This is a genomic window from Streptomyces sp. 8N114, assembly GCF_052245835.1.
Lineage (GTDB): Bacteria > Actinomycetota > Actinomycetes > Streptomycetales > Streptomycetaceae > Streptomyces.
The window spans coordinates 300,132-326,777 of record NZ_JBQQBT010000003.1 but is presented as its reverse complement, the minus strand read 5'-3'; the positions used below and the strand labels follow the sequence as shown (position 1 = coordinate 326,777).

Here is a 26,646-nt window from a genome sequence, read left to right as displayed (position 1 = left end):
ACATGAGCACTGCGCCGGACGCCTCGGTGCACCCAGGCGACCATGAAGGCACGTCGTCCGTGGAAGTGACAGTGGACTGAACGCCCAGCGCAACAGCGATCAGGGATGATGCGTCGGCAGATACGGTCTTCCACTGGGATCATGGGGCGCCGCATGATCTTGGAAGCCCGTCGCGTTCCTGACCGCGCAGCTGACCTCGCAGATCGCCACGAACCCGGCGTCACGTGACTACGCCGAGCTCTGGTCGAGGTCAGCGGTTACCCGCGCTGTGCGGCCCGCCGCCCTGGTTCCGAGCGTCGGTGATCACTGGGCCGCGTGCCGCGCAGTCGCTTGAACGCCACACTCAACGCGAAGGCGTTGGCGTAGCCCACCTTCCTCGCGATCGTGCCCACCGTTTGGTCGGTCTCCCGCAGCAGATCTGCGGCCAGAGCGATCCGCCAGCCCGTGAGGTAGGTCATCGGTGGCTCGCCGACCAGTGCGGTGAACTGGCGGGCGAGCGCCGCGCGCGATATCCCCACCTTGGCCGCCAGGTCCGCCACCGTCCACGGGTGGGCGGGGGTGTCGTGCAGCAGCCGCAGCGCGGCACCGACCACCGGGTCGTCCAGCGCGCGGCACCAGGCCGGGGCTTTGGCGTCCGGGTTGTCGAACCAGCTGCGCAGCGCGGAGACCAGCATCAGATCCAGTAGCCGGTCCAGCACCAGTTGCTGCCCTGGGCGGTCTCTGGCGACTTCCTCGGCCACCATCTCCACCGGCGGGTAGGCGTTGTCCTTGGCTGGCACCACCAGCACGGCGGGCAGGGCCTGCAGCAGCCGTTCGCTGAGCTCTCCCCGACGCTCGAAGGCCCCGCTGAGCAGCACGGCGGCCCCGTCGACGGGCGTTCCGCAGGTTCGGGCGGGCCCGGAGGCGTGCTCGACGCCCTCGGCCGCCGAGCAGTAGTCGGCGCTGGTCACCACCAGCGAGGGTGTGGTCGCCGGGTCATCGGCCACCGCATAGGGCACGTCGCCGCGGACGAGGGCGATGTCGCCGACTCCGATACGCACCGGCTCGTGCTGGTCGGGAACGAGCCAGGCATGACCGCGCAGCATCGTGGCCATCGTCAGCGGGGCCCCGCTAGCCATCCGCAGAGCCCAGGGGGGTCGCATGATCGTCTGCCGGAAGACAGCGCCGCGCGCCCGTACCTCTGCCAACAGCTCCGACACAGCGTCCATATCCCTAGGGTAGACGCCTAGACATCAAGCAAAACCTTTCAGCCATGGATCGTCTCAACGGCGGCCGGTTGACTGGGAGCATGTCTGAACATCCAATCCTGGTCACCGGGGCGACCGGCAAGTCCGGCCGCCGCGTCGTCGGCCAACTGCGGGCGAAAGGGCTGCCGGTCCGCGCGGCGGCCCGACACGGCGAGCATGTCTTCGACTGGACCGACAGCGGCACCTGGGATGCCGCCCTGGAGGGCGTACGGTCCGTCTACATCGTGCAGTTGGACGGCACGAAGCTTGTTCGTCCGTTCATCGAGCGGGCGGTGCAGCAAGGGGTGCAGCGGGTCGTGCTGGCCTCGGGGCGCGGGATCGACAATCCGGACTACGCGAAGGACAGCAGCGGTGTCTTGGAGGGCATCGTCGACAGCGAGGCCGCTGTGCGGGAGAGCGGTCTGGAGTGGACGATCAGCAGGCCGGGCTGGTTCGCGCAGAACTTCAGCGAGGGCTTCTTCGCCGATGCCATCCGCGCCGGTGAGTTGCGGTTGCCAGCCGGCGACGGAGCTGCCAGCTTCGTCGACGCCGAGGACATCGCCGCGGTGGTGGCCGCCGCGCTGACCGAGGACCGGCACGCGGGCCAGATCTATGAGTTGTCCGGACCCCGGGCGGTGACGCTGACCGAGGCGGTCACCACGATCTCCGAGGCCGCTGGCCGAGAAATCCGCTACGTACCACTCTCCGTCGAGGACTACCTCGCAGAACTCATCCAGCAGGGTCTGCCGCCCGCGGACGCCGAAGCCTTCGCGGACGTTATTGAGCCACTCAGGGAGGGCATGGACGAGTACGTCTCCGACGGAGTGCAGCGTGCCCTGGGCCGCCCGCCGCGGACCTTCGCCGAATTCGCCACGTCCACAGCTGCCGCAGGCGGTTGGCCGACCTGACCGCCTCGTGCCGTGATCGGGCACGTTCACCGGGTTCGGTGATCAGGCTGCGGTTTTCGCGGGCCGCTGGCCCCAGCCAATACCCTTCTCGTTGCGGATGCGGGCGCGCTCGCGGCGCTGGGCGGCGAGGATGTCGGGATTGCCGACGTTGGCGTTGCGCCAGCGCAGGTAGGCGTGCAGGGCCCGGGTTTGCACGGTGTGGTTGGTGTGGTTGGAGTTGGCGATGGTGAACTGCCGCAGGGGGTCACGAAATGCGCCTCGATCGGGTTCGCCCACGAGGCCATCGTCGACCGGCTCACCTTCGGCGGCAACCTGATCCAGACCGGCACCGAGTCCTACCGCCTCGCCCTCACCCAGGCCCGGGCCGCAGCCCAAGACGCCGCGAGCTAACCTCACACCGGCCCCTTCCTCGATAGGTGCCGCATCCGTCGGCAGCTGGCGGGTGTCAAGGTGGAGGCACCCGCAGGCGAAGCCGAGGACGAACGACCTTGACACCCTCCTGCTGCTGGCCATCATCACGCCGCCGAGGAAGGGCGACCCACCACTGACAGTCGGGTAGCCCGAGGGTGAGATTCCCTCGGGCTGCCCGACCGTCAGGCTATGAATGGTCCGGACGATCACAGATGTCTCAAGTTCAACAATCAGGATCATAAGACACTCGGGAGACTTGTTGTACAGCTTCTACTTGTTCGAAGGATCGTTCATACAGGGCGGCGGCGGTTGGGAGTTCGTCGAGGTCAGCCATGATCAAGCGGATGTCATGCAGGCGGCTGCTCGCTATGTCAGGGACGGCAACTGGATCGGCTGGATCAGCGGGCACAATGACACCTGCGAAATCCGCGTGTACCAGCACGGCGAGGTGGCCTGGGAACAGCCCGTCTATCCGCTGACGACGGTGAAGATCCCTGGCTTCACCGAGTTCCGTTTCGACGATCAGGGGCGAAAGCTCGGCGGCCTCCCCGAGCCGGGGAGCGGCTACGAGCACCTCTCCAAGCTCGACCTTGAGGGGGCCGTGATCCCCGAGCTGGTGAACAAGCGGCCTGAGGAGGTGCAGGTGACGATCGACTGGGACAACCTCGCCTGGCCCCAGCTCGAACCTCCGCTGCTCCCCAAAGACGCTTGTGTGCTCATCGATCTCGCACGCGGTACCGCCAATCGCGTCGGCGAGGGACTGGACGATGAAGAATTCGATGAGTACATCGAGGAACTGGAGGAGGAACTGGATGACGACCAACGCGTCGTTTTCTACGGCCTCAACGACTTGCTCTGAACTGACCGGTGTCAGTTCTCGTCGACATTCTCCGCCCCTGTGATCGTCAAGTGCTGCCGAAACTCGGCGATAAACGGTGTCGCTCGTCAGTTACGAAGCCACTCGCCTCACTCATAGAGACCGCCGTCGCCTTCCACCACGCCGTACGCGGCGCACAGGACGACCTGACAGCCACCATCGACCGCCTGCGCGAGGCAACCGCGAACTGCGACTTCGCCTACTACCTCAACATCGCCACCGCCATGGGCGACCTGCCCCAGCCCCGCGCCATGACATGCCAACGGCGAGAGCCCCCGGCAGTCACAAGATCTGCCACGGCCAGAACCTAGCCACCCGTGCGTTCAGTCCCCGCTTGCGGGGACCCACGGAGGGAGGTGTCCAGAGCAGTCATGAGCTGCGCAGCGCGGCTCTTACCGCTGGGCGCGAGAGGGTACCGCTCGAGGATATCGATCAGGGCCGGTGTGGCTCGTTCGCGGGCCTCTTCGATCGCCCGGTTCCCGGCCATGGGATCCTCGCCTGCGTCGATTTCGGCGATGCGTGCCGCATTCGCAGCGGCGCGCAGGATGTGGCCCACTTGGTGAGCCTTCGCGATCGGGTGCAGGTAAGCGGCAGATGCGGCATCGCCGGCGGCTTGCGCAGCGAGACGTGCAGTTTCAGTGGCAGTCTCCTTCGCCGCTCGGTGAGCGTCCATCGACGTGATGCGCTGAAGCTTGGTCCTGGGCGCACCGTTGACGAACTCCCATGCCGCATCGATGGCCGCCCGCGGTCGGGTGTCACCGGGATTGGCATCCTCGAACACCGGGAGAACTTCCTGCGCTGTCTCGGCGACGTAGCGCGCTACGACTCGCAATTCGTCCATGGACAGTTCGAAGTCACCGTTCACGCTCGTCACGAAGGCGATCGTCGCACATTCTGGGGTGGGGCACGCTCGCGGGCAGGCCCAGCTCCTTTGTCCGGGCGAGAGCGTCAAGCTTGGCTCCGTCCATGATCCGCCGGACAGGCCCTAGGCCAGCATCGACTCGATGCTGCTTCAGCCAGTCCGAACGCAGTGCCTGTGCCTGGATACCAATCTGCCGGACAGCTTCATCGCCAGCCCTTCGCGCCCCTCGACCGCTGCGCGGACTCCGCCCGCCGCCTGAGCCTCCGCGGCCTCCATCGCAGCCTTCGAATTCTGTTCTGCTGCTTTGGCCTGCCGACTGGCACCCACAACAGAACCTAGGAACCCGGCAATGCCGGCGAGTAGAGCGGCTATCCCCCATCCAGCTGCATGTATCTGATCAGGCCCTCACGACGACAGGTTCGCCATGCCTTGAGTGCGTGCTCTTGACCGATGGCTGATTCCCGATCGCCTCGGACCCACCGCGCTCGCGAGAACTTTGTGCGCTCGCTCACTGACCAATGAGATCCTCGGTCTCAGCCGACAACCATTGTTCGCTCACGCGTTCATTCAGCCGAGGCCAGGACGGCTGTCCGACAGCAAGTATCTTTCCACCGCTGCCGCCCCCGCCTCCACCGCGCTCAGGAGGACCTCGTCCACGCTGGCGGGCAGAAGCCCTTGGCCGAGCCCTGCTGATGCGACAGCTTCCTGCAGACGATGACGCTCTTCGCCAGTCATCTCCCGGGAACAGATCAGGTTCGTGAGGACGTCCCGAGATACGTATCCGTCCTGGGAGCGGACCCCCGTCGTTTACCAGCCGACGGATGACCTCAGCCGGAATGGAAGGGGAGAGTTCGAGTACGACTGGTCCGAGACGAGCCCGAAAGACGGCCAGCTCCGGCGGTGCTTCGAGGTGCAGGTACTCGGTTGTCATGTGCGCAGTGGCATATCGGGCAGGTTGCCCGCTGACAGTGCGGCAGAGCACGGCCATGCACGCGGCGACGCAGGTCTCCCAGGCTTCGTCCAGGGCGCTCTCGTCCAATACGTGCTGTGCAGCCGCGCCGTCACCGTCAAGGAACCGGCTTACGATTTCCACCTGCCGGCCGTCGAGCAGCCGACGGCCGACTCCTTTGTGCTGATTCACGTGCTGTCTTGCTCGCCCCCACTGCTGTGCTGCGACAAGGGCCCGCGTTCCGTCTCCGAGGAGCACGGTCCACAGCCATTGGCACACCGCTCGGTGGCTGTCGGACGTCGCGGCCAGGTTCTTGAGCGACAGCGAGCGGCCGTCGATAGTTGTGTCCGTTTTGCCCCGCACCGCGTCGTACAGGTCGGTGAGCAGGCGATAGGCCCCCTCTCCGTCGCCGTTTCGGATCAGGAGGCGGGCAAGGTTGACGAGGGGTTCGAGGGCGAGGCGCGCTTCCTGCCCGTTGAGTGGCTGGGCAGTCAGATAGATCTCCGCGTGCCGCCAGCACAGGTCGCGAGCCAGGTCGGGCAGCCCGCGCTTGCGACGAGGGCTGCCCGGTTCAGCGCCGTGGCTGCGGTGCTGAGGCCGCCGTCATGTTGGGCGGCCTCAGCCAGCGTGCTGATTTCCCGGACTCGCTCTGTGAGCGGAGGGCAGGCGGGACGCGGACGTGCGACCAGCGGGAATCGCTGGGCTATCCGGCCGATGTCCATCTCACTGCCACTCAATGATCACGCGGTTGAGGGCGTTGTCGAAGGCGAAGCGGCCGGGCTGGGGCGTCGGCGGCGTGGCGTCGAGGTCCTGGATTTCGAACTGCACGTCGCGGCCCCGGTACTCGCGGTCCCAGGTCCGGGCCTGTTCGGTGACTCGGTTCGCGAGTTCCTGTGCGTCGGGGCCGTGCCCGATCACGCCGAACTCGTAAAGGTTACTTCCGTCAGGTGCCTTCTCGTCGGCCAGGCGGCGGGTGAGGTAGGTGAGGGTGCCGCCATCGAAGACGGCGGTGGAGCTGGCGTACGGGCGGGTGACCACGCCCCGATCGATCACCTCCTTCTGGGCGGGCCTCCGGCTGAGGCCGTTGGGCATGGTGCAGGTCAGCCACAGCTCCGGCCATTCCGCTGATTCCGGCCCGCGGAAGTTCACGCCGGTCCACGCTTCGGCGCGCGCCTGTGTGAGCACACCGGTGAGCGCCTCGGCGTCCACGTCCTGGTCGCCGTTGGTTACCAGGGTCACCGATCCGTCGTCGGTCAACTTCACAAAGCGGCGCGGGTCATCCGCGATGCCGGCCCGCAGCGGCATGAAGGTGTTCATCTCGGAACCGATGCTGCGCCAGCGACCGTATTTGTCCTGCTCGAAGAGGATCGACCTGGAGACGCTGCCTCGCAGGCGATCTTGTCCCAGTCCTGGCGGGCCGCGTAATCTCGCCGTCACGCAGACTCCAGCAACCGCTTCGCCGACTGCTGCAGCAGCCCTCCCTCACCGGTCAGCCGCAGCCAGTCGGCCTCGGCCCGGGCAACGAGTTCCTCGATGAACCCCTCGTCCGCCCGCAGCTGACGACCTCACCGCCACAGCACCATCCGCAGTTGCTTCCTCGGCTACGTTCTCGCTGGTCACAGGCGCATCCTCCGTGATCGGAGTTAGACCGTTCTACATATGGGCCCCTCTTCGAGGCACCGCCCGAAGGGGGCGCCCGCTAGGGGCGTGTCCGTTGAGGGATCTGCCACGGATTGTCGTCGCGCAGTGCTGGTGGGAGGAGGGCGGGGGGCCAGGACTGGTAGGTGACCGGGCGTTGGAAGCGTTCGATCGCGGCGGTGCCGACCGAGGTGGTGGTGGGTGTGGTGGTGGCGGGGAAGGGGCCGCCGTGCTGCATCGCGTGGGTGACTGAGACTCCCGTGGGCCACTCGTTCCACAGGACCCGGCCGCTGCGGTCGGCTAGCGCCGTGGTCAGGGCGGTGAGGGCGCCGGTCTCGTCGGCCTCGTCGGGGTGGGCGTGGAGGGAGGCGGTGAGCTGGCCCGGCAGTGCCGCCACGACGGGGGCCAGGTCTCGCAGGCGCTCGTAGGTGATGACCAGGCCCAGTGGGCCGAAGCATTCCTGGGCGGTGTTCTGGAGGTCGGCGGCGAAGGTGGTCAGGTCCATGGTGAGCAGCCGGGGGCTCGCGGACGTCTCGTCGTCCGGCCACACCAGGGTGCGGGTGCCGGGGTGCCCAGCGAGTCGCCCCGCTCCCGCCACGTACGCCTCGGAGATCCACTCGCCGAGCATCGGCGCGGTCGGCACCTCGCGCAGCAATCGTACGATCTCGTCCATCAGGCCATCGTCAGCCGGGACGAACAGCAGGCCGGGGTTGGTGCAGATCTGGCCCGCGCCCAGCGTGAGGGATCCGATGTAGCCCTGGGCGATCTCTGCGCCGCGCGCGTCGGCCGCGGCCGGGGTCACCACGACGGGATTGACGCTGCCCAACTCCCCGTAGAACGGGATCGGTTCGGGGCGGTCGGCGGCGATACGGGCGAGCGCCAGGCCGCCGCGCTCGGATCCGGTGAAGGCGGCGGCGCGCAGCGCCGGGTGGCGCAGCGCGTCGACCCCGGCCTGCTGGCCCTCGATGAGGCCGAACACGCCATCCGGTACGCCTGCCTGAGACAGCGCCCGCAGGATGATCTCGGCGGTGCGGCGGGACAGTTCGGGGTGGCCCGGGTGTACCTTGACGACCACCGGGCAGCCGGCGGCCCAGGCGGAGGCGGTGTCGCCACCGGCCACGCTGAAGGCGAAGGGGAAGTTGCTGGCCGCGAAGACGAGGACCGGGCCGATCGCGGTGCGGTAGCGGCGCAGGTCGGGCCGGGGTCCGGTCGGCCACTGCGGGTCGGCCCTGTCGATGCGTACGTCGAGGAACTCCCCGGCGCGCGCCTGCTCGGCGAACAGACGCAGTTGGAAGGTGGTCCGGGACAGTTCGCCGTTGAGTCGGGCCGTGCCGAGCCGGGTCTCGCTGTCGGCCAGCGCGACCAACTCCGCGCGCTCGGCTTCCAGCGCTTCGGCGACGGCCTCCAGGGCGCGGGCGCGGTCCACCGGTGCCGTCGCGGCCCAGTCGGGGGCCGCCGCGGCGGCCGCTGCCACCGCTTCGTCCGGTCCGATGGCAAGGGTGCTCATGGGGTGCTTCCTTCTTTGTCGTTGTGCTGTTCGTTCTCGGGGAGCGGCGCCTGTCGTTCGGCCTCGGGGAGCATCGAGTTCCCGCTGGTCTCCGTCATACGGGCGATGACCAGCAGGGCCGCCACCGAGACGGCGACGACGTACCACGCCGGAGCGATGTCGCTGCCGGTCTGCTCGATCAGGAAGATCGACAGCAGCGGGGCGGTGCCACCGAAGATCGTGAACGCCAGGTTGTAGCTGATGGAGGCGCCGGTGTAGCGGGTACGGGCGGGGAACAGCTCGACGAACGCCGCACCGGCCGGGCCGAAGAACATGCCCAGGCTCAGCGCGAGCAGCCCTTGGCTGACGATCGCGCTCGTCAGGCTCGCCTGGCCCACGAAGAGATAGGCGGGCACGGCGAACAACGCGTTCATCCCGGCGGCGAGTTGCAGTCCGCGTTTACGGCCGATGCGGTCCGAGAGGGCCGCGGCGACCGGCACCGTGACGAAGGTAATCGTCAGGGCGATGCTGTTGGACAGCAGGGCAGCGGATTCGCCCATGCCGATCGTGACCGTCAGATACGTGAAGAAGTAGCCGGTCAGCGAGTAGTAACCAAGGCTTGCGACGGCCGCGATGCTGAAGCAGACGGCCATCTCCTTCCGGTGTTCGCGCAGCACGGTGCGGACAGGGGCGGCGGAGACCCGCTTGGCCTCCTTGACCGCGGTGAACGCCGGCGACTCGTCGACGCGTGTCCTGATGTAGAGGCCGACGATGGCGAGCGGTGCGCCCAGCAGGAACGGCACCCGCCAACCCCAATTCTCGTACGCGCCACTGCTCGTCGCGCCGGTGAGGAAGTAGACCAGCAGGGCGGCCAGGACCGGCGGCAGGTTGGACCACGTGTAGACCATGCCGACCGCGAAGCCGCGCCGTTTCGGGGGCGCGTGCTCGCCGACGAACGAGTTCGACCCGATGGTCTCGCCCGCGGCGGAGAAGCCCTGCGCGAGCCGCATCACGACCAGCAGCACCGGCGCGAGGACGCCGATGTGGTCGTACGTGGGAAGCAGCCCGATCCCCGTCGTGGCGCACCCCATCGTCAGGATCACCCCGGCCAACACCCGCTTGCGGCCGATCCGGTCGCCGAGGCTGCCGAGGAGGAACGCGCCGATCGGGCGCATCACGAACCCGACGGCATACACGGCGAAGGTGGAGAGCAGCGCGACGAAGGTGTTCGCGGTGGGGAAGAACAGGTCGGCGATCACCGGCGCCGCGTACGCGTAGACGGCGAAGTCGTACCACTCGACGAAGTGCCCGATCGCCGACGCCGTCATCACCTTTCTGACGGTCCGTGGGTCGTGCGCGCCTCTCATACGGCGCTCCCTTCGCTCTGCTCGCTCTGCTCGTTCGCCTTGTTCTCCTCCGAGTTGCGGACGCCGAAGACGAAGTAGAAGAGCAGCCCGAGGGCCATCCAGGCGGCGAACCGCACCCAGGTCACCCAGTCCAGGTTGGCGATCAGCCAGACCGAGAAGGCGACGCCGATGGCCGGGACCAGGGGCACCAGCGGGGTGCGGAAGGTACGGGGCAGATCGGGCCGGGTCTTACGCAGCACCACGACGGCGATCGCGACGACGGTGAAGGCCGCCAGGATGCCGATGTTGGTGAGGTCGGCGGCCTCCCGTATGGGCAGGAACCCGGCGATGAACGCGGAGCCGATGCCGACGGGCCAGATCACCCGGGTCGGCACGTGCCGCTTGGGATGGTTCTTCGCGAAGTAGCGCGGCAGCAGCCCGTCGCGGCTCATGGAGTACCAGACGCGGGAGACCGCCAGCATGTTGGCGAAGGCGGAGGTGGTGATGCCGATGATGGCGCCGACGGCGACCACGATGCCGAGGCCGCCCAGGCCCACCGCGCCGAGTGCGCTGGAGAACGGGCTCTTGGTGTCGATGTCGCGGTAGTCCTGCATGCCCAACAGCACGACACAGACCAGCAGATAGACGACCGCGGCGATGGCCAGCGAGATCACGATCGCCTTCGGCAGCACCTTCTTCGCCTCGGCGCTCTCCTCGGCGGCGGCGCTCATCGCGTCGTACCCGTAGACGGCGAAGAACGCGGTCGCGGCGCCGGTGAACGCGCCGCCGATCCCGAAGGGCAGGAACGGCGTGTAGTGGCCCGAGGAGATATGGAAGGCCCCGGCGACGACCACCAGGGCGACGATGCCGAGCTTGACCACCACGAGGATGGTCTCGAAGCGGGCCGACTCCTTGGTTCCGCGTGAGAGAACCCAGGCCAGCAGCAGACAGAGCAGGGCTGCGAACAGATCGACCTTGTGGCCGGACCCGGTGCCCGGTGCGCCCAGCATCCAGGACGGCAGGTCGATGCCGATCCGCTCCAGGATGTATGAGAAGTAGCCGGACACGGCGATGGCCACCACCGCGACGATGGCGGTGTATTCGAGCAGCAGGTCCCAGCCGATGGCCCAGCCGACGACCTCGCCGAGCGTGGCGTAGGTGTACGTATAGGCCGAGCCCGCCTTGGGGATGGTGCCCGCGAACTCCGCGTAGCACAGCGCGGCCGCGGTGCTGGCGATGATGGCGATGAGGAAGGACAGCATCACGCCGGGTCCGGCGTCCTCGTGGGCCACGACGCCGGCGAGGGAGAAGACTCCCGCGCCGACGAGGCCGCCGAGGCTGAGGGCGACGAGCTGCCACAGTCCCATGGTCCTGCGGAGCCCGCCCGTGGTCTCCTCCTCGGAGGAGTCGACGTGCTTGAGACGGAAGATGCCGTTACGGGAGAACAGCGCCCCTCTGGGGGCCGATCTTTCGCGGGGTATCACTGGGTTTGAACGGGACATGGCGGTCCCTCCGTGCATCCGTGCGGGGACGAGAGGTGTACGGGGTGCGTGCGCTAGAGAACGAAGCCGTGGGGGAAGGGATCGTTCGGGTCGAGCAGGTAGTTCGCGGTGGCGGTGATCCACGCCCGGCCGGAGAACTCGGGGACGACGGCGGGGACTCCGCCGACCTCGGTCGTCTTCAGCAGTCGGCCGGTGAATCGCGTGCCGATGAATGACTCGTTGATGAACTCGGTGTCCAGGGGCAGTTCGCCGCGCGCGTGCAACTGGGCCATACGGGCCGAGGTGCCCGTGCCGCAAGGGGAGCGGTCGAACCAGCCGGGGTGGATGGCCATGGCGTTGCGCGAGTGCCGCGCGGTGGAGTCCGGGGCCAGGAACTGCACGTGCTTGCAGCCGCCGATGAGCGGGTCGACCGGGTGCACCGGCCGGTTCTGCTCGTTGACCGCCTGCATGATCGACAGTCCGGCGCCGAGGATCTCGTCCTTGCGCGCCCGGTCGAAGGGCAGCCCGATCCGTTCCAGGTCGACGATGGCGTAGAAGTTGCCGCCGTACGCCATGTCGTAGCGGACCTCGCCGAGTCCGGGCACCTCCACCTTCGCGTCGAGTTCGCGAGCGAAGGCGTCCACGTTGCGCAGCGTGACCTTCTCGGCGCGGCCGTCGCGGACCGTCACCCGGGCCTCGACCAGCCCGGCCGGGGCGTCGAGGCGGACCGTGGTCTCCGGCTCGGTGACCGGGACCATGCCGGTCTCCACGAGGACGGTGGCCACGCCGATGGTGCCGTGGCCGCACATCGGCAGGAATCCGCTGACCTCGACATAGACCACGCCCCAGTCGGCGTCCGGGCGGGTCGGCGGCTGGAGGATCGCGCCGCTCATCGCCGGGTGCCCGCGCGGCTCGTCGACCAGGAAGCGGCGCAGCCCGTCCAGGTGTTCCACGGCGTACCGACGGCGCTCGGCCATGGTGTCGCCCGGGATGGGGCCCACCCCGCCGGTGATGACGCGGGTGGGCATGCCCTCGGTGTGCGAATCGACGGCGCTGAGCATACGGATGGATCGCATCAGGGCTGGTTCTCCAGTGAGGCGATGGCACGGGCCATGTCGGCCTCGACCTGCTCGCGCATCTGCTCGGGCAGCGGGCCGCGCGGCGGTCGGCAGGGTCCGCCGAACCGGCCCACCTGCTCCATGCCGAGCTTGATGGCCTGCACGAACTCCGTACGCGAGTCCCAGCGGAAGGCGGCGACCAGCGGCTCGTACAGCGCCCGTGCCTCCTCCAGCTTGCCGGTGGTGGCCAGGTCGTACAGGCGGGCCGACTCGGCGGGGAAGACGTTCGGGAAGCCGGCGAACCAGCCGGTGGCGCCCATCAGCAGGCTCTCCAGGACGACATCGTCGGCGCCGCTGATGACCTCCAGTCCGGGCGCCTGCTCCTTGATCTCCAGAACGCGCCGGACGTCGCCGGAGAACTCCTTGATCGCGACGATGTTGTCGATCTGGGCGATCTCCGCGACCAGGTCCGGGGTCAGATCGACCTTGGTGTCGATCGGGTTGTTGTAGATCATGACCGGGAGGCCGACGGAGGCGACGGCCTCGAAGTGGTCCAGGACCTCACTGCGGTTGGCGCGGTACATCGTCGGCGGCAGGCACAGCAGCCCGTCGGCGCCGTCCTCTGCCGCGACCTCGGCCCAGTGCTTTGCCTGGTGCGAGCCGACGCCGTGCACACCGAGGACGACGACGCCCGTCTCGCCGACCGCTTCGATCGCGGTACGGGCCACCTTGCGGCGCTCCTCGTCGGTCAGCGACGAGTACTCACCCAGCGATCCGTTGGGGCCGACGCCGTGGCAGCCGTTCTCCACCAGCCAGCGGCAGTGCTCGGCGTAACGGTCGTAGTCCACGGCCAGACCGGCCGGTGCCGAGGCGTCCTCGTAGTAGGGCAGGGCTGTGGCCACGACCACGCCGCCGAGGGAGAGGTGCTGCTTCTTGGTCTCGTTGGTCTCGCTCATGAATTCTGCTCTTTCGTCGGGGAGCTGGACTCGGGGTTGGACTCTGTGGAGGGTTGCGCCAGCTCGCCGAGCCGGATGGGCTGGGCGATCGGGCGACGGTGCGGTGCGGGCGCGGGCAGGCCCTCGACCGACCGTTCGGCGGAATCGGCGGGCCCGGCGGACAGCCGGGTGTGCAGCTCAACAACCGTGGGGCCGCAGACACGGGCCTGGCAGGGGCCGAGCCCGGCGCGGGTCTCCAACCTGGTGACCCGCGCGGCGGCGCTCGCCGGGCTGGTGGCGGCGCGGCAGACGGAGGCGTAATCGGCCTCCTCGCAGCGGCAGATGACGGTCTCGGGGCGCAGCCACTCGGGCCAGGCCGCCCCGATCGGGTGCGCACGCGCGAGCCGCTCGGCGAACGCGCGGCCCTGGTCCCTGCTGCGGCGCAGATGCCCCAGCGCGGAGGTGCCGCGGGCGCCGCGGGCGGCGAGCCAGCCGGCGAGCGCGCCCTCGGCGCGTGCGGCGGGTGCGCCCGCGATGCCGGTGATCTCACCGGCCGCGTAGACGCCCGGAACGCTGGTGAGCTGGTCGCCGTCGACCTCCACGAACTCTCCGGCCGAGCCGCGGCGCAGCGCGCATCCGGCGGCCAGCGGCAGCTCAAGCTGCGGGCTGAAGCCGTGGGTGACGCACGCCGCGTCGACTGCGACGGCGCGTTCGCTGCCCGGCACCACCGACCAGTCCGCGCACAGCCGTGCGGTGACGACCTCCTCGACCCGTCCGTCGCCGCGTGCCTCGACGACGGTGCGGCCCGTACGGTACGGCACCCGGAGGCGAGCCAACGCACCTGCGTACTCGGCGAGTTCCCCCGCCTTTCCGGCCTGCGCGGCAAGCTGCCAGGGGCGCCGGGCCCAACCGCGGGCCACGGTGGCCGGAGTGTTGGCCTCCAGCACCGCCAGCACCTGGGAGCCCGCTTCCAGCAGCGAGGCGGCCACCGGGAGCAGGAACGGTCCGGTGCCTGCGACCATCACGCGGTCGCCGACCACCACCCGCTCGCCCTTGGCGAGCGCCTGCGCCGCACCGGCGGTGAAGACGCCGGGCAGCTCCCAGCCGGGAAAGGGCAGGACGCGGTCGTGGGCGCCGGCCGCGAGCACCAGCGCGTCGGGGTCGAGCGTCAGCCGGCGCCGGTCGCCCCCGTCGGCCGGGCCGCGCAGCACGTGCACGCGCGGCGGTCCGGGCCGTGCCGAGTCCGGGGCCGGGCGCTCCAGCGCCCAGACCGCGGTCTCCGGCCACCAGGCGCACCGCGGGTGGCCGAGCACCCGGCGGCGGCGCCGGTCGAAGGCCCGCCAGCCATGCTGGAGCCGCTCGGGCCGCGCGGCGCCGTACGCCTCGGGCGGCATCCGGTGATACTGACCGCCGACCTGGTCCGCCGAGTCGATCAGCGTCACCCGGGCCCCGGCGCTCAGCGCGGCCTCCGCGGCAGCGAGGCCAGCGGGTCCGGCGCCGATCACGGCGACGTGACGGGGTGTCATCTCTCCTCCGCTCCGGGCATCTTGACGTTCCCTTGGGCCTTCTGGCCCTTCCGGGGCTTCGAGGACCGGGCCTCCGAATGGCTCCTCGAAGCCGCATCCGGCTCCCGGGTCTGCGTGGTCACCACATCGCCGTCGCTGGCCCGGCGGCGGCACGCCCGTACGTCACGCTCGTCGCCCACGGTCACCAGACAGTCGAAGCAGACGCCGATACCGCAGAACACTCCGCGGGGTGCGCCGGAGCGCCCCCGGCGCCAGGCCGCCCGGTCGGCGGCGAGCAGCACGCCCGCGAGGGTCTGGCCCGCGATGCCGTCGACGGGCTCGCCGTCGACGGTGATCCGCAGCGGCCGGTCCTGCCGCCCGACGGCGTCGGACTCCGCGGGGACACGTCTCGGACTCATGCCGTCTCCTCACTCTCGGGGTGTGCGCTCTCGCCCAGTACGGCCGGGCGGTCCACCCGGAAGGGCGTCGCGTCCATGTCCGTCGGCTCGTCGAGCATCAGCGTGCGCAGCAGCCGTGCGGTGCCGACCGAGAGGCCGATCCCGGCGCCCTCGTGACCGCCCGCGTGCCAGAGGCCCCTCAGCCGGGGGTCGGCGCCGATGATCGGCAGGTGATCGGGGACATACGGCCGGAATCCGCCGTAGGTCCGCATCACGGGCACCCCGGTCAGCGTCGGGAACAGCCGCAGCGCCTTGGCGGCGATGGCCGAGAGCACCTCGGGGCGCAGCCGGTCGTCGAAGCCGACCCGGCGGCGTGAGGAGCCGATGAGCACGCTGCCGCCGTGGGTGGACTCCACGACCGCCGAGGTCTGGAGGTCCTCGGCGCTGCTGCCGACCGCGCCGACGTAGTCCGCGTCGTAGACCTTGTGGAAGACCGTCGGCGGCAGCGGTGTTGTCACCAGGACGTCGCCGCGGCGGGGCCGGACGTCCACCGGTGCGCCGAGGCGGGTGGAGAGTTCGCCGGACCACGGTCCGGCGGCGTTGACGAACCAGTCCGCCTCCAGCCGACCGGTCGAGGTGCGGACCCCGGTGATCCGGTCGCCGCGGGTGACCGCGCCAAGGACCTCGCAGCCCGTCCGCAGGACCGCACCCGCCGAGAGGGCGTCTCCGAGTAGAGCCGTGGCAGCTCCGGCGGGCTGCACCTGGGCGTCCTCGGGGTAGTGCAGCACCGCGGTGTGCTCGCGGGTGACATACGGCTCGGCTGCGGCGAGCGCATCCGCGTCCAGCACCTCGGCGCGCACCCCCGCGGCGCGCTGATCGGCGGCGAACCGGGCCAGCCCCTGCGCGCCGGAGCCGGTGGTTGCCACGACGATGCCGCCCTTGGGGTCCCACTCCACCGCACGCGCCGCGTCGGCGGAGCGCTGGGCGATCTCGGCGAGCAAGTCCGGCCACAACTCCCGTGAGATCTGCGCGAGTTCGAGCTCCGGGCCCGGCCCCTTGTCGGAGACGAGCACATTGCCCTCGCCGTGCGCGGTGGTCGCCGACGCGGCGGCGCCGCGGTCGACGACGGTGACCTCAAGTCCGGCCCGCGTCAGCTCGCGAGCGCAGGCGGCGCCGACGATCCCGGCGCCCAGCACCGCCACCCGCGTTCCATACATCGCACACCTCCCGTTCGCTTCACCGAACGCCGGAAAGTTATGACGCCCCGCGTGGCGTGTCAACGGTTCCGCCGGGCCGACTTTTTCCCGCCACGGACCGCCAGGGCCACGCGGCCGTCATCCCTCCGTCACGCAGGGGACGCCGGGCGTCGCGTCCGTCAGGTGCAGCCGCTGGTCGGCGCGGTACTGCAACAGCAGAACGGAGCGCACCTCGCCGTCGAGCGCCGTGTAGCCGTGCGGCAGCGCGGCGTCGAAGGAGACGCAGTCGCCAGGCCCCAGCTCGACTTCGTTCCCCTCCACCCGCACGCCGAGCCGTCCCGCCTGCACGATGGTGTGCTCGGTCCCCACATGGCCCAGCGATTCCTGTCGGCGACCGGCGCGTACTCGCTGGTCAAAGACCTCGAAGACGGCGTCCCCCGACTCGATCCTCCGCAGCGCGCGCAGGTCGACGCCCTCGCCGCTGAGCACCTCCGCCTCGCTGGCGCGCACCACGGTGAGGCCGCCGGCGGGCCGGGCGTCCAGCAGGTCGGAGATCGGAATCTCCAGTACACGGGACAGGCTGAACACCGTCTCGATGGTCGGGTTGCCCGTGCCGGACTCAAGCTGCGACAGCGTCGCCTTGCCGATCTTGGACTGCCTGGACAACTCGGAGATCGACAATCCCCGCCCGGTCCTCGCCCTCCTGAGATTGGCCGCCAGCATGCCTCGAACCGACCCCTCGGAGACGCTCACGTTCTTCCCCTTCTCCTCTGCCGACGTTCGGTATAACGTACGGGCGTCGCGCAGGTGCGTTCGCTAACCCGATCAGGATCAGCCTCGCCCGTCGGCAGTGCAAGAGAGTCGGCATCCGATACAGCACTGCGCCACCGGGTGCGGCCGGAGGCGGCTACGAATCGACGCCTTGAGGGGAACCGTCGGCAGCCCAGGACCTTGTCCGCGTGGCGGTGGCCCGGGAAGCCGCGCGGTCCCGGACCACCGCCTGTGTCAGAGGGGTGAATTGCTCCGGTGAGTCACTTCTTGGTGACGCGCACGGTGTCCCCGTCGCCGTCCGCGCTCAGGACGTCGATCCGGACGCCCGCTTCGGCGTCCTCGAACGACTCACCGGCCTTGTACGGGGCGTCGTCGAGCGGGTGGCATCCCTTCTTGGGGGCCGCGTTGGGCTTGGCGTCCATGACCTTGACCGGGCCGTGGCCGCTCCTGGTGGACGAGTCGATCTTGTAGACCAGGGCCCCCGTCGCGCACAGTCCGGTGTCCGCGCCGGACGCCCTGCGGGATTCGACGACGTACGCCGTCGTGCGGCCGGTGCGGACCACGGCCATCTTCACTCCGTCTCGCTTCTCGACGGCGCGGAGGCGGACGGTGTCGCTGCCCGCCGAGGCCCGGCAGGCGACCTGGCCATCCTCGGTCCAGCCAAGCTTCCACGAGTGCCAGGCAGAGTACTGCGGGCCGGCCCCGCCGATCAGGCCCATCACGTCCCAGCCGCCCACGAAGCGATGGGCGTCCTCGCCCGCGTCGAAGGCGTACAGGTCGGGCAGCCCGAAAGTGTGCGCGGTCTCGTGGTCCAGCACCTTGGGTCCCCAGCGCCACATGTCCTGGCCGAAGGTGACGGACCACTTGAGGCGGTTCCCGTCGGCGACGACACCGGGGGTACCCGGCGTGTACACATAGGTTGGGGAGAAAGAGATGGCCGAGGCGTTCTTCGTCGGCACGACGTACACCATGTCGTACCCGGAGAAGTCCACATCCGGGTCAGCGGCGGTCACGGCGTCCTTGATGTATTTCTCGTGCTCCTCATGGCTGAGGCCGCGTTCGTAGCCGTAGTCCGTGGACTTGTGGGGCATCCGCACCCACTTCTTGTGCTGGGTGATGTCGAGCCGCACCTTGTCGTAGGACGCCTCGCGCAGCCACTCGGCTCCGGGCGTGAGCTGGGCCGCGACGTCGTCGGGGGACTCGGTGGCGGGGGCGTCGGGGAAGTCGACGAAGACCATGCCGACCCTGAGGTCTCCGGCGGGGCGCTGGAAGACGTTGTAGTCGGTGTCGTGCCCCTCGTCGCCTTCGTCTGGTGCGTCGGTCCCGTCGGTGCTGCTGGGCAGCGCGCAGTCGGCGGGGCTGCCCGCGTCCCTGGGGCCGGACTTGGACGCTGACTTGGGAGCCGGCTCGGCCTGAGCGAATTGAACGGCTGCGAGCGGCAGCAGGAGCGCGGCGAGCGCTGCGGACAGCAGCGTCGCCCAGGTTCTCTTGGTGAAGCGCACAGATCTCATGGGTGTTGGTCTCCCGACAGGCAGTTGGCGTGTGACGTGTGACATTTCACTTAAGCCTGAGCGCGCCATGCCCTGCCGGGAACTACCGCCGGTCCATAACATCCGCGCCATGGATCTGGAGATACGGCACCTGCGAGTGGTGAGCGCCATCGCCGAGGCAGGCAGTCTCACCCGCGCCGCTGCCGCGCTCGGCCTGCCCCAGCCGGGCCTGAGCGCGCAGCTTCGGCGCATCGAAAGCCTGCTGGGCGGCGTGCTGTTCGACCGCGACCGCTCCGGAGTCACACCCACACCACTCGGGGAGCTCGTGCTGTCCCGGGCGTACACCATCCTGCCGGGCGTCGACCGGTTGCTCGCCGACACCGAACGGATCACACGCGGCGACGCCCCACTCGCCCACGTCCGCGTCGGCTCGGTGGGCGCCCCGCTCCTCGGTCATCTCCTCCTGGCCATACGGGCGTTGCTACCCGGAAGGGAGGTGACATCCCGCGGCCATTACGCCCCCGGCCCGCTTCTGGACGACCTCTGCGCCGGACGCCTGGAAGCGACGGTCCTCGGCGACCATCCCGGCCAGGAACTGACGGTCCGCGACGGCGTGCTCCTGCACCCGTTCGTCATGGAGCCCGTCTTCGCGCTGCTGCCCGCCGACCACCCCCTGGCCGCTCTGGAAGAGGTGAGTCTGGCCCGGCTCGCCGAAGAGGACTGGGCCGCGCCCCACCCGGACAGCGACCGCACGCGCGACTACTGGTGGTCAGCGCCCGCCCTGGACGGCCACCCTCCGCGCATCCCCTACGAGGCCGAGGGGCGGCAGCTCATCGAGATCGTCCGCGCGGGCCTGGCCGTGAGTCTCTGCCAGGCCACCTTCACCGAAGTACCCGGCGTCGCCGTACGCCCCCTGGCCGGGAACCCCCTGTGGTATCGCCATGTGCTCGCCTGGCACCGCGACGGCCAGCTCGCCCGGCACCGCGCGGCCATCCTGCGGCACATCCGCGACGGCTACCTGAACGCCTGCGCCGACAGCCCCACGTACGCGCGCTGGCGACAACGGCATCCGCACGCCGCACGGCCACTGTCCTAGTGGCCGCCGATGCCGCCGCACCGGCAGGTGACAGAGATGTCGTCAGGACGTGTCTGGGGACGCCGACTTCTTGCGCGGCACGGTGTACCAGGGTCAGGTCGACCACGCGTGTGCGGCGTTCCAGCCGGGAGACGGTGGCCGGTGAGCAGCCGAGCCGGTCCCCGAGCGCGGCCAGTATCCAGGAGCGGTGTTCGCGGCCGAGGTGGATCAGTGCACCGGGCCGCCGTTGCGCGGCGAACTCGCGTGCTCTTGCGCTGTTCCAGAGCGGGTCAGCAGACACGGGACCCTCCCACGCGCACAACCGGGGGCTTTCCACGGTACGGGCGCCCGTCGGAGGCGTCGAGGCCGCTTGCACGACGTGCAACCCCCTTGCACAGCAGGAGAGTTGACCACTACGGGTGGCGCGGTGTGCTGGAGGTGGCAGCCCCTGACCGGCGGGGCACCGTCCATCGGAGGTACAACATGGCAACCGCAGCCGTCCAGGCCACCGACCCGGCAACCGGCCCGGTCCGTTCCGCGCGGGACGTCGTGCCGGCCGACCTGTGGGACAAGCAGGTCGGACTCCTGATGCGCAACTACCCGTACGACTCGGTCATGGCCGCCCGCGTCCTCGGCCAGGGCTACGCCTACCTGCTGACCGCGATGAACCACCGCGGCGAGAAGCTCGGCCTGGCCCCGAGCAAGCTGGTCGACATCGGCGTGCACACGATCATCCTCGACACCGTCGCGTACGCCGAGCTGTGCGACCGCCTCAACGGCGGGCGCTTCCTGCACCACGTGCCGCTGGTCGAGATGAAGAACGACGGCTCGGTGATGAAGATCGCGCACCGCGTCGCGGCCGACGGCTGGGAAGTCGACCTGCCACTGTGGGCGGACGCCGCCGAGTGCGGCCCCGGCCACTACGGCAACGACTCTAACCTCACTGACTGGCCAGGGGGAACACCGTCGCGGGAGTATGTCCCGCTCGCTACGATTCCAGGTCTCCAAGGAGGACCGCGGCGCCGCCCACCCAGACGCTGCGCCCTTCCCCCTGCGCCAGAGTGAGGACTCGCTCAGCTCACCCCGTACGTCAATGCGCAGGGACCTTAGCAACCAGGCGGGATGCCGCACGCGGGGAGCATGCTTCCGTCAGCGCGGTGCGTTTCCTCTGTCCGTGCGCTCGTGGCCACATGCCGATGGCATGTGGCCCGGCCGGCATCTGGCCTTCAAGTGCGCCAACGCGTGGGCGGATACGCCTGTTCCGCCGGGCTGCGGGTTGGCCAGGCGGCCCGGGTCCGCCTGGCCCAGGCCCATACCGCCAGCCAGATCCGCCCGATCGCTGATGAGGACCTGGCCTTGGAGCTGCTGTGCGGCACGGGGTGCAACCGCCTCCGTGGCGCCGGGCCGTGGCTGGTTCAGTCGGCGTGGTGCGGCTCGGCGGCCTTGCGGGCGGGCAGCGGCTGAGCACGGTCCCCGCGCGCGGTGATCCGGGCACGGGGCCGGGGCAGTTTCAGTGCGGCCAGGGCGGCCAGCAGCATGAGGGCGCCCAGGGTGTGGACGGCGGTGCGCATGCCCTCGGCGGAGGCGGCGCGCAGGGCCTCTCCGCTCAGGCCCGCGAGGCCGTCGTTGGCGACGGCGACGAGCAGCGCCAGCCCGGCGGCGGTGCCGATCTGCAGTGCGGTGGAGGCCACCCCGGAGGCGAGGCCCTGTTCGTGCTCGGCCACACCGGTGCCCGCGGCGTTCCACATCGCCGTGTAGGTGGCGCCCATGCCCAGGCCGACGACAAGGACCCCGGCCAGCGTGGTCAGCACGGATCCGTCGACGCGCAGACCGGGGGCGAGGAGCGCGGCGCCCACGGCGTTGACGACGATGCCGATCAGCAGCGTGCCGCGGGTGCCCAGGCGCTGAATCAGCCGCTCGCTGAGGAAGCTCCCGGCAGTGATGGACAGGGTCGAGCCGAGGAACGCCAGGCCGGTCTCCAGCGCGCTGAAGCCGAGCACGTCCTGGTAGTACAGCGTCAGAAAGTACGGCACGGCGTTCATCGTCAGCCCGAAGAGGAGGATGACGACGACGGCACCGCTCAGCGACCGGTTGCGGAACAGCCGCAGCGGCATCAGCGGGTTCCGGCCGCGCGCCTGGAGACGGACGAACCCGGCCAGCAGGAGCACCGCGAGCGCCGCGGCGACCAGCACCTCGGCCTGCGTCCAGCCGGCCTCGGAGCCGTGCACGACCGCGTAGATGAGCAGGGTGACGCCGCCGGTGCCGGTGAGCGTGCCGGGGATGTCGATGCTGCCCCGGGTGGCGCGGCCGTCGGCGGGCAGCAGCGCGAAGGCCCCGGCGATGCCCACGGCGGCCAGCGGGACGTTGACGTAGAACACGGCCTGCCAGCCCAGGGCCTGGGTGAGGACGCCACCGGCCAGCGACCCGGCTGTGAGCCCGCCGGCACCGGCCATGGCCCAGATCGTGAGCGCGCGGTTGCGCTCCCGGCCCTCGGCGAAGGCGGTGTTGACCAGGGCCAGCACCGCCGGGAACAGCACCGCCCCGGCGAGGCCCTGCAACCCGCGCGCCGCGAGCAGGACTCCCGGCGACGTGGCCAGGCCGCCCAGCAGGGAGGAGATGCCGTAGAGCGCCATGCCGAGCACGAACATCCGTCGGCGTCCCAGGAGGTCGGACAGCCGTCCGCCGAGGAGCAGGAAGCCGCCGTAGAGGACGGCGTACGCGGTGACGACCCACTGCAGGGTGTGGGGCGTGAAGCCGACGTCGGCGGCGATGTCGGGCAGGGCCACGTAGATGATCGTGAAGTCGAGGCTGATGATCAGGTGGCCGAGCGACAGGAGCGCCAGGCTCCACCCCGGCCGCCGAAGGCGGGGCTGGGACTGTGCGGAGGGCATGCGGGGGCCTTTCGCGTGATCGGTGGGTGCTGGGTGGGTGCTGCCTACGTGCGCTGCGTACAGCTGCTGCCTACGCGCGCCGCGCGCTACGTGCGCTGCGCGTCCGCGAGGCGGCCGGGCCGCTCGGAGGCCACCTCGTCCCGCCCCTCCCTCGGCGCCTCCGCCTGCTCGGTGCCCGTCCTGCGCAAGGAGATGACGGCCAGGGCGGCCGTGCCGGCGATGAGCACCGCGCAGGTGATCCCGACGGAGTTGAGGCTGTGGGTGTATCCGTCGCGTGCGGCCGTCAGCACCTGGTCGCCGAGGCGGTCGGGCAGGTCCCGGGCCGCCGCCAGCGCGCTCTCCACGCCGCCGCGCACCGCCTCGGCCTCCGCGGCCTGGGTCTGCCGCGGCACGGTGATCTCTGTCCGGTAGACCGCGGCGCCCAGGCTGCCCAGGGCCGCGATGCCGAGCGAGACCCCGAGCTGCCCACTGGTCTCGGCCATGGCGGCGGCCGAGCCGCTCTTCTCCGGCGGTGCGGAGCCGATGACGAGGTTCTGGCTGAGGGCGCCGATCGGGCCCGTGCCGAAGAAGGCCAGGACGAATCCGGTGACCAGCAGCGGCAGTCCGCCCGTGGCCTCGACGAAGGCGAGCAGCAGGTAGCCCGCGGCGGCGATGCCGAGTCCGCCCGCGATCACCGCGCCGGCCGACAGCCGCCGCGCCAGCACGGGCGCGGTCATGGCGGCCACGATCGAGGCGACCGCGGAGGGCACCATCCACAGCCCGGCCTCGATCGGTGTCAGGGCCTGGACCATCTGGAAGAAGCCGGTGATGAAGAGATAGCTGCCGCCCATCGTGGTCATGGCGAGCATCAGCACCAGGAGCGAAGCGGTGAAGGCGCGGTAGCGGAACAGCCGCAGGTCGAGGAGCGGGTGGGTCAGCGTCCGCTGGCGCCGTACGAAGATCAGGCCGATCACGAGTCCGGCCGCGACGGCCGCGGGGGACAGCGGCTGCCAGCCGAGGCGGGCGAACTCCTTGAGCCCGTAGATGACGGGGAGGATCGCACCGAGCGACAGCAGCACGCTGAAGAGGTCGAGTCGGCCGCCGTCGGGGTCGCGGTACTCGGGGAGCAGGAACGGCGCGGCGATCAGCAGTACGGCCATGACCGGCACGCCCAGCAGGAAGACCGAACCCCACCAGAAGTATTCGAGCAGCACGCCGCCGATCACCGGGCCCAGGGCCGTACCCGCCATGAAGCAACTCGCCCACACCGCGACGGCGCGGCCCCGTTGCCCCGGGTCGAGGAACATGTTGCTGATCAGGGCGAGCGTGGACGGCATCAGGCTCGCCGCGGCGATGCCCAGCAGCGCACGGGTGACGATCAGCGTCTCGGCGCTGGGCGCGTAGGCGGCGGCGACGGAGGCGGCGCCGACCGCGACGGCACCGATCACCAGCACCCTGCGGCGGCCGATCCGGTCGCCGAGGGTGCCCATGGTGACCAGGAAACCGGCCATCATGAAGCCGTAGACGTCCATGATCCACAGGGTCTGGTTGCCGGTGGGCCGCAATGACTCGGCCAGATGCGGCAGGGCGAGGAAGAGCACGCTCTGGTCGAGCGCGAGCAGGATCGTGGGCAGGGCGAGCACGGCCAGGCCCAGCCACTGCCGGGCGCCCGCTTGGGCGGGCGGCGCGGTCGCGCCGACGGTCGGTGGCATGAATTCGCCTTCCGGGTGGAGTGGGTGCGGTGGGGTCGGTCAGGGGGCGGTGGCGAGGCCGCGCAGCAGCGCGGAGGCGGTCTCGACCGCGCGGCGGGCCTGGAATTCGACAGCGGCGAGGTTCGCTTCCGCGACGTTGTCCGGGCTGTCGCCGGAGATGCTGCTCGCCCCGTAGGGATTGCCGTTGGCCGCGTCGAACTGGACGGGGTCGGCGAAGCCGGGCGGGACGATGATCGAACCCCAGTGGTAGAAGGTGTTGTTGAGCGCCAGGAGGGTGCTCTCCTGCCCGCCGTGGCATGTCGAGGTCGAGGTGAACGACGAGACGACCTTGTTCACGAGCTTGCCCTGGGCCCACAGGCCGCCGGTCGTGTCGATGAACTGCTTGAGCTGTGCGGCGGGCAGGCCGAACCGGGTCGGGGTGCCGAAGAGGACGACGTCGGCCCACTCGACGTCGGCCGGGGCCGCCTCCGGGACGTCGGCGGTGGCGGCGACGTGCTCCGCCCAGGCCGGGTTGCTCTCGACGGCCGCGGCGGGCGCGAGTTCGGCGACCTTCAGCAGACGGACCTCGTCAGCACCGGCCTTCTCGGCGGCCTGCGCCGCGGCCTGCGCCATGCTGTGGACATTGCCGGTGGAGGAGTAGTAGATGACGGCCACGGTGGTCATGCGGTGATCTCCTTGCGGTTGAGGCGGGGTAAGGCGGTCGGACGGATGGCGAGACGGTCGGGCGGTCGGACGGCCAGACGGTCAGGCGGCCAATCGGCCAGGCGGTCAGACGAAGAAGCTGTCGTGGCGGCGGAAGAAGTCCGCGCGGTCCTCATCGCTGAGGCCGTCCAGTCGCGTCACGCCTTCGAAGTAGTCCTCGCGGGGCGCGCCGGGGGCGAAGAGCATGAGCATGGAGGCGGGTTCGCCGGACTCGTTGCGGAAGGCGTGCAGCCCGCCCACCGGCACGTAGAGGTAGTCGCCCGAGGTGGCGTCGACCCAGCGCCGCCCGTCGAACAGGCGCATGGTGCCGGACAGGATGAAGAACGACTCCGACATCGCCTTGTGGAAGTGCGTGCTGGGCCCGCTCGTCTCCGGGCCCATGTCCACCCGGTACAGACCGTATTCGCCGCCGGTGGAGAGGGTCGTGGACAGGTAGTGGTAGGCGGTGCCGGTGGCGTCGGCCGGGGCGTCCGGGCGCGGCTCGGCGACGAAGTCGGGCGCGGCGCTCGCGGGCCGGTAGGTGGCATTGATCTCCCCGTGCTCACCGAAGTAGCGGGGTTCGGGGTAGGACATGGGGGTTCCTTTCGGGATGCGAGGTGCCGACCTGGCCGGCCATGGAACAGCCTCGGGCTGTCCGCGGTTGCCAGCCAGGCCCGAGGGCTGCGTACTCAGCGCCTGAGCACCCTGCGGCGCTCCTTGCTCGTACGGCTGAAGACGTGACCAGCTTCGCCACCACCGTGACCTGGAACAACGCCGATCCGCTGAAGTACCGTGCAGTGCGGCTAAATGATCGAGAGGGACGGGGAGCATGGAGCGACAGGAGCTGGAGGCCTTCCTGGCGCTGGCCGAGGAGCTGCACTTCGGGCGCACGGCCAGCCGACTCGGGCTGTCGGCCGGTCGAGTCAGCCAGGTCATCCAGACGCTGGAGCGCCGGGTGGGGGTGCCGCTGTTCGAGCGCACCAGCCGCCGCGTCATCCTCACCCCGGTCGGCGAACGGCTCCGCGACGATCTCTTGCCCGCCCGCCGGATCATCGATGGGGCGCTCGCCCGCGCGGTCGCCGCGGGGCGCGGCATCACCGGCACACTGCGGATCGGCTATTCCAGTTCGATGGCCGCCAACCTGCTGCTCAAGGCCATCGAGACGTTTCGCACGACCTATCCGGACTGCGACGTGACGATTCAGGAGATCCAGCTCTCCGACCCCTACGGGCCCCTGCGCAGCGAACAGGTGCACCTGCAGGTCACCGAACTGCCCGTGGACGAGCCCGACCTCGTCGCCGGACCTGTGCTCTACTCCTCCGAGCGGGCCCTCATGGTGCCCAGCGCCCATCCCCTGGCCCGACGCGAGGCGGTATCACTCGAGGACCTCGCCCATGAAACCCTGCTGACCATCGGCGGCGCCGCCCCGCAGCACTGGCTCGACTACAACTTCCCACGCCGGACCCCCTCCGGCCACCCGATCCCACAGGGCCACGCGGCGATCTCCTGGCAGGAGATCCCATTCCTCGTCGCCGCAGGCAAGGGCGTCTCCCTCGCCTGCACCGACGCCGAACCCCACTACTCCACCCCCGGCGTCACCTGGCTGCCGATCCAGGAACCCCTCCCCTGCCGCTTCGCCCCCATCTGGCCGAAGCACGGCACGACTTCCCGGGTACGGGCCTTCCTCGAGACACTGCACCTCACAGCGCGACGGCCGGGCACGGGTAAGGATCCCCGGAGCAGGACCTGCCCCGTGTGAACGGCCCCCCGC

General features: G+C 70.1%; 21 protein-coding genes and 5 pseudogenes. 6 read left to right on the top strand and 20 right to left on the bottom strand.

Going from position 1 to position 26,646, the window contains the following annotated elements:
• Window positions 1–257: 257 nt before the first annotated feature.
• Window positions 258–1,208 (bottom strand): AraC family transcriptional regulator, encoded by a 951-nt coding sequence (locus tag ACTWQF_RS09660; RefSeq protein WP_443278765.1) that lies wholly within the window; start codon window positions 1,206–1,208, stop codon window positions 258–260.
• Between the two features lie 80 nt (window positions 1,209–1,288).
• On the opposite strand from ACTWQF_RS09660, the gene ACTWQF_RS09655 reads away from it, so the two are divergent.
• A complete protein-coding gene (locus ACTWQF_RS09655; protein WP_443278764.1) occupies window positions 1,289–2,134 on the top strand; it encodes an SDR family oxidoreductase in 846 nt (281 codons plus the stop codon).
• 42 nt (window positions 2,135–2,176) lie between these two features.
• On the opposite strand, the pseudogene ACTWQF_RS09650 reads toward ACTWQF_RS09655, so the two are convergent.
• Window positions 2,177–2,421, bottom strand: a pseudogene (locus ACTWQF_RS09650) (IS630 family transposase); the annotation flags it as partial.
• Here ACTWQF_RS09650 and ACTWQF_RS09645 point away from each other — a divergent pair.
• Window positions 2,411–2,524 (top strand): annotated as a pseudogene (locus ACTWQF_RS09645) (IS21-like element helper ATPase IstB); the annotation flags it as partial. The pseudogenes ACTWQF_RS09650 and ACTWQF_RS09645 sit on opposite strands and share 11 nt — an antisense overlap.
• Before the next feature lie 280 nt (window positions 2,525–2,804).
• A complete protein-coding gene (locus ACTWQF_RS09640) occupies window positions 2,805–3,404 on the top strand; it encodes a hypothetical protein (protein ID WP_443278763.1) in 600 nt (199 codons plus the stop codon).
• 325 nt (window positions 3,405–3,729) lie between these two features.
• On the opposite strand, the gene ACTWQF_RS09635 is transcribed toward ACTWQF_RS09640, so the two are convergent.
• The 13 genes and pseudogenes from ACTWQF_RS09635 to ACTWQF_RS09575 all read right to left on the bottom strand — a co-directional run bounded on the left by ACTWQF_RS09635 (window position 3,730) and on the right by ACTWQF_RS09575 (window position 18,558).
• Window positions 3,730–4,296, bottom strand: a complete 567-nt coding sequence (locus tag ACTWQF_RS09635; RefSeq protein ID WP_443278762.1) for a putative immunity protein — start codon at window positions 4,294–4,296, stop codon at window positions 3,730–3,732.
• Between the two features lie 1,660 nt (window positions 4,297–5,956).
• Window positions 5,957–6,550 (bottom strand): hypothetical protein, encoded by a 594-nt coding sequence (locus tag ACTWQF_RS09630; protein ID WP_443278761.1) that lies wholly within the window; start codon window positions 6,548–6,550, stop codon window positions 5,957–5,959.
• A gap of 119 nt (window positions 6,551–6,669) precedes the next feature.
• Window positions 6,670–6,789, bottom strand: a pseudogene (locus tag ACTWQF_RS09625) (transposase); the annotation flags it as partial.
• A 143-nt stretch (window positions 6,790–6,932) separates the two neighbouring features.
• Complete coding sequence (locus tag ACTWQF_RS09620; RefSeq protein WP_443278760.1) at window positions 6,933–8,378, bottom strand: aldehyde dehydrogenase (NADP(+)); 1,446 nt, start codon at window positions 8,376–8,378, stop codon at window positions 6,933–6,935.
• Complete coding sequence (locus tag ACTWQF_RS09615; protein WP_443278759.1) at window positions 8,375–9,724, bottom strand: MFS transporter; 1,350 nt, start codon at window positions 9,722–9,724, stop codon at window positions 8,375–8,377. Before ACTWQF_RS09615 ends, ACTWQF_RS09620 begins: the two co-directional genes overlap by 4 nt.
• Window positions 9,721–11,205 carry an amino acid permease gene (locus tag ACTWQF_RS09610; RefSeq protein WP_443278758.1) on the bottom strand — a complete coding sequence of 495 codons (1,485 nt, stop codon included), beginning with the start codon at window positions 11,203–11,205 and terminating at the stop codon, window positions 9,721–9,723. Before ACTWQF_RS09610 ends, ACTWQF_RS09615 begins: the two co-directional genes overlap by 4 nt.
• 53 nt (window positions 11,206–11,258) lie before the next feature.
• Window positions 11,259–12,260, bottom strand: a complete 1,002-nt coding sequence (locus ACTWQF_RS09605; protein WP_443278757.1) for a proline racemase family protein — start codon at window positions 12,258–12,260, stop codon at window positions 11,259–11,261.
• Window positions 12,260–13,198: a dihydrodipicolinate synthase family protein gene (locus tag ACTWQF_RS09600; protein WP_443278756.1), complete on the bottom strand. Its 939-nt coding sequence runs from the start codon at window positions 13,196–13,198 to the stop codon at window positions 12,260–12,262. The genes ACTWQF_RS09605 and ACTWQF_RS09600 overlap by 1 nt, the downstream gene beginning before the upstream one ends.
• Window positions 13,195–14,703 (bottom strand): FAD-dependent oxidoreductase, encoded by a 1,509-nt coding sequence (locus ACTWQF_RS09595; RefSeq protein WP_443278755.1) that lies wholly within the window; start codon window positions 14,701–14,703, stop codon window positions 13,195–13,197. Before ACTWQF_RS09595 ends, ACTWQF_RS09600 begins: the two co-directional genes overlap by 4 nt.
• On the bottom strand, window positions 14,700–15,101 hold the full coding sequence (locus ACTWQF_RS09590) for a (2Fe-2S)-binding protein (protein WP_443278754.1): 402 nt from the start codon (window positions 15,099–15,101) through the stop codon (window positions 14,700–14,702). Before ACTWQF_RS09590 ends, ACTWQF_RS09595 begins: the two co-directional genes overlap by 4 nt.
• The gene (locus tag ACTWQF_RS09585; RefSeq protein ID WP_443278753.1) at window positions 15,098–16,297 is read right to left on the bottom strand and encodes an NAD(P)/FAD-dependent oxidoreductase; all 1,200 of its coding nucleotides are present in this window, start codon (window positions 16,295–16,297) and stop codon (window positions 15,098–15,100) included. Before ACTWQF_RS09585 ends, ACTWQF_RS09590 begins: the two co-directional genes overlap by 4 nt.
• A gap of 117 nt (window positions 16,298–16,414) precedes the next feature.
• The gene (locus ACTWQF_RS09580; RefSeq protein WP_443278959.1) at window positions 16,415–16,999 is read right to left on the bottom strand and encodes a helix-turn-helix domain-containing protein; all 585 of its coding nucleotides are present in this window, start codon (window positions 16,997–16,999) and stop codon (window positions 16,415–16,417) included.
• A gap of 308 nt (window positions 17,000–17,307) precedes the next feature.
• Entirely contained in the window at window positions 17,308–18,558 is a 1,251-nt protein-coding gene (locus ACTWQF_RS09575) for a M6 family metalloprotease domain-containing protein (protein WP_443278752.1), read from the bottom strand.
• 109 nt (window positions 18,559–18,667) lie between these two features.
• On the opposite strand from ACTWQF_RS09575, the gene ACTWQF_RS09570 reads away from it, so the two are divergent.
• Entirely contained in the window at window positions 18,668–19,633 is a 966-nt protein-coding gene (locus ACTWQF_RS09570; RefSeq protein ID WP_443278751.1) for a LysR family transcriptional regulator, read from the top strand.
• A 109-nt stretch (window positions 19,634–19,742) separates the two neighbouring features.
• Here the strand turns inward: ACTWQF_RS09570 and ACTWQF_RS09565 are convergent.
• A pseudogene (locus ACTWQF_RS09565) lies at window positions 19,743–19,913 on the bottom strand (transcriptional regulator); the annotation flags it as partial.
• A gap of 182 nt (window positions 19,914–20,095) precedes the next feature.
• Here ACTWQF_RS09565 and ACTWQF_RS09560 point away from each other — a divergent pair.
• Window positions 20,096–20,551: pseudogene (locus ACTWQF_RS09560) on the top strand (hypothetical protein); the annotation flags it as partial.
• A gap of 476 nt (window positions 20,552–21,027) precedes the next feature.
• Here the strand turns inward: ACTWQF_RS09560 and ACTWQF_RS09555 are convergent.
• The 4 genes from ACTWQF_RS09555 to ACTWQF_RS09540 form a co-directional block, all read right to left on the bottom strand.
• A complete protein-coding gene (locus ACTWQF_RS09555; RefSeq protein WP_443278750.1) occupies window positions 21,028–22,503 on the bottom strand; it encodes an MFS transporter in 1,476 nt (491 codons plus the stop codon).
• 86 nt (window positions 22,504–22,589) lie between these two features.
• Window positions 22,590–24,194, bottom strand: a complete 1,605-nt coding sequence (locus tag ACTWQF_RS09550) for an MFS transporter (protein WP_443278749.1) — start codon at window positions 24,192–24,194, stop codon at window positions 22,590–22,592.
• Between the two features lie 39 nt (window positions 24,195–24,233).
• Entirely contained in the window at window positions 24,234–24,857 is a 624-nt protein-coding gene (gene wrbA / locus ACTWQF_RS09545; protein WP_443278748.1) for an NAD(P)H:quinone oxidoreductase, read from the bottom strand.
• Window positions 24,858–24,962: 105 nt separating this feature from the next.
• Window positions 24,963–25,469, bottom strand: coding sequence for a cupin domain-containing protein (locus ACTWQF_RS09540; protein WP_443278747.1), 507 nt, complete (start codon window positions 25,467–25,469; stop codon window positions 24,963–24,965).
• A gap of 235 nt (window positions 25,470–25,704) precedes the next feature.
• Here ACTWQF_RS09540 and ACTWQF_RS09535 point away from each other — a divergent pair, with 235 nt between their 5' ends.
• Window positions 25,705–26,634: a LysR family transcriptional regulator gene (locus tag ACTWQF_RS09535; RefSeq protein WP_443278746.1), complete on the top strand. Its 930-nt coding sequence runs from the start codon at window positions 25,705–25,707 to the stop codon at window positions 26,632–26,634.
• Window positions 26,635–26,646 lie beyond the last annotated feature (12 nt).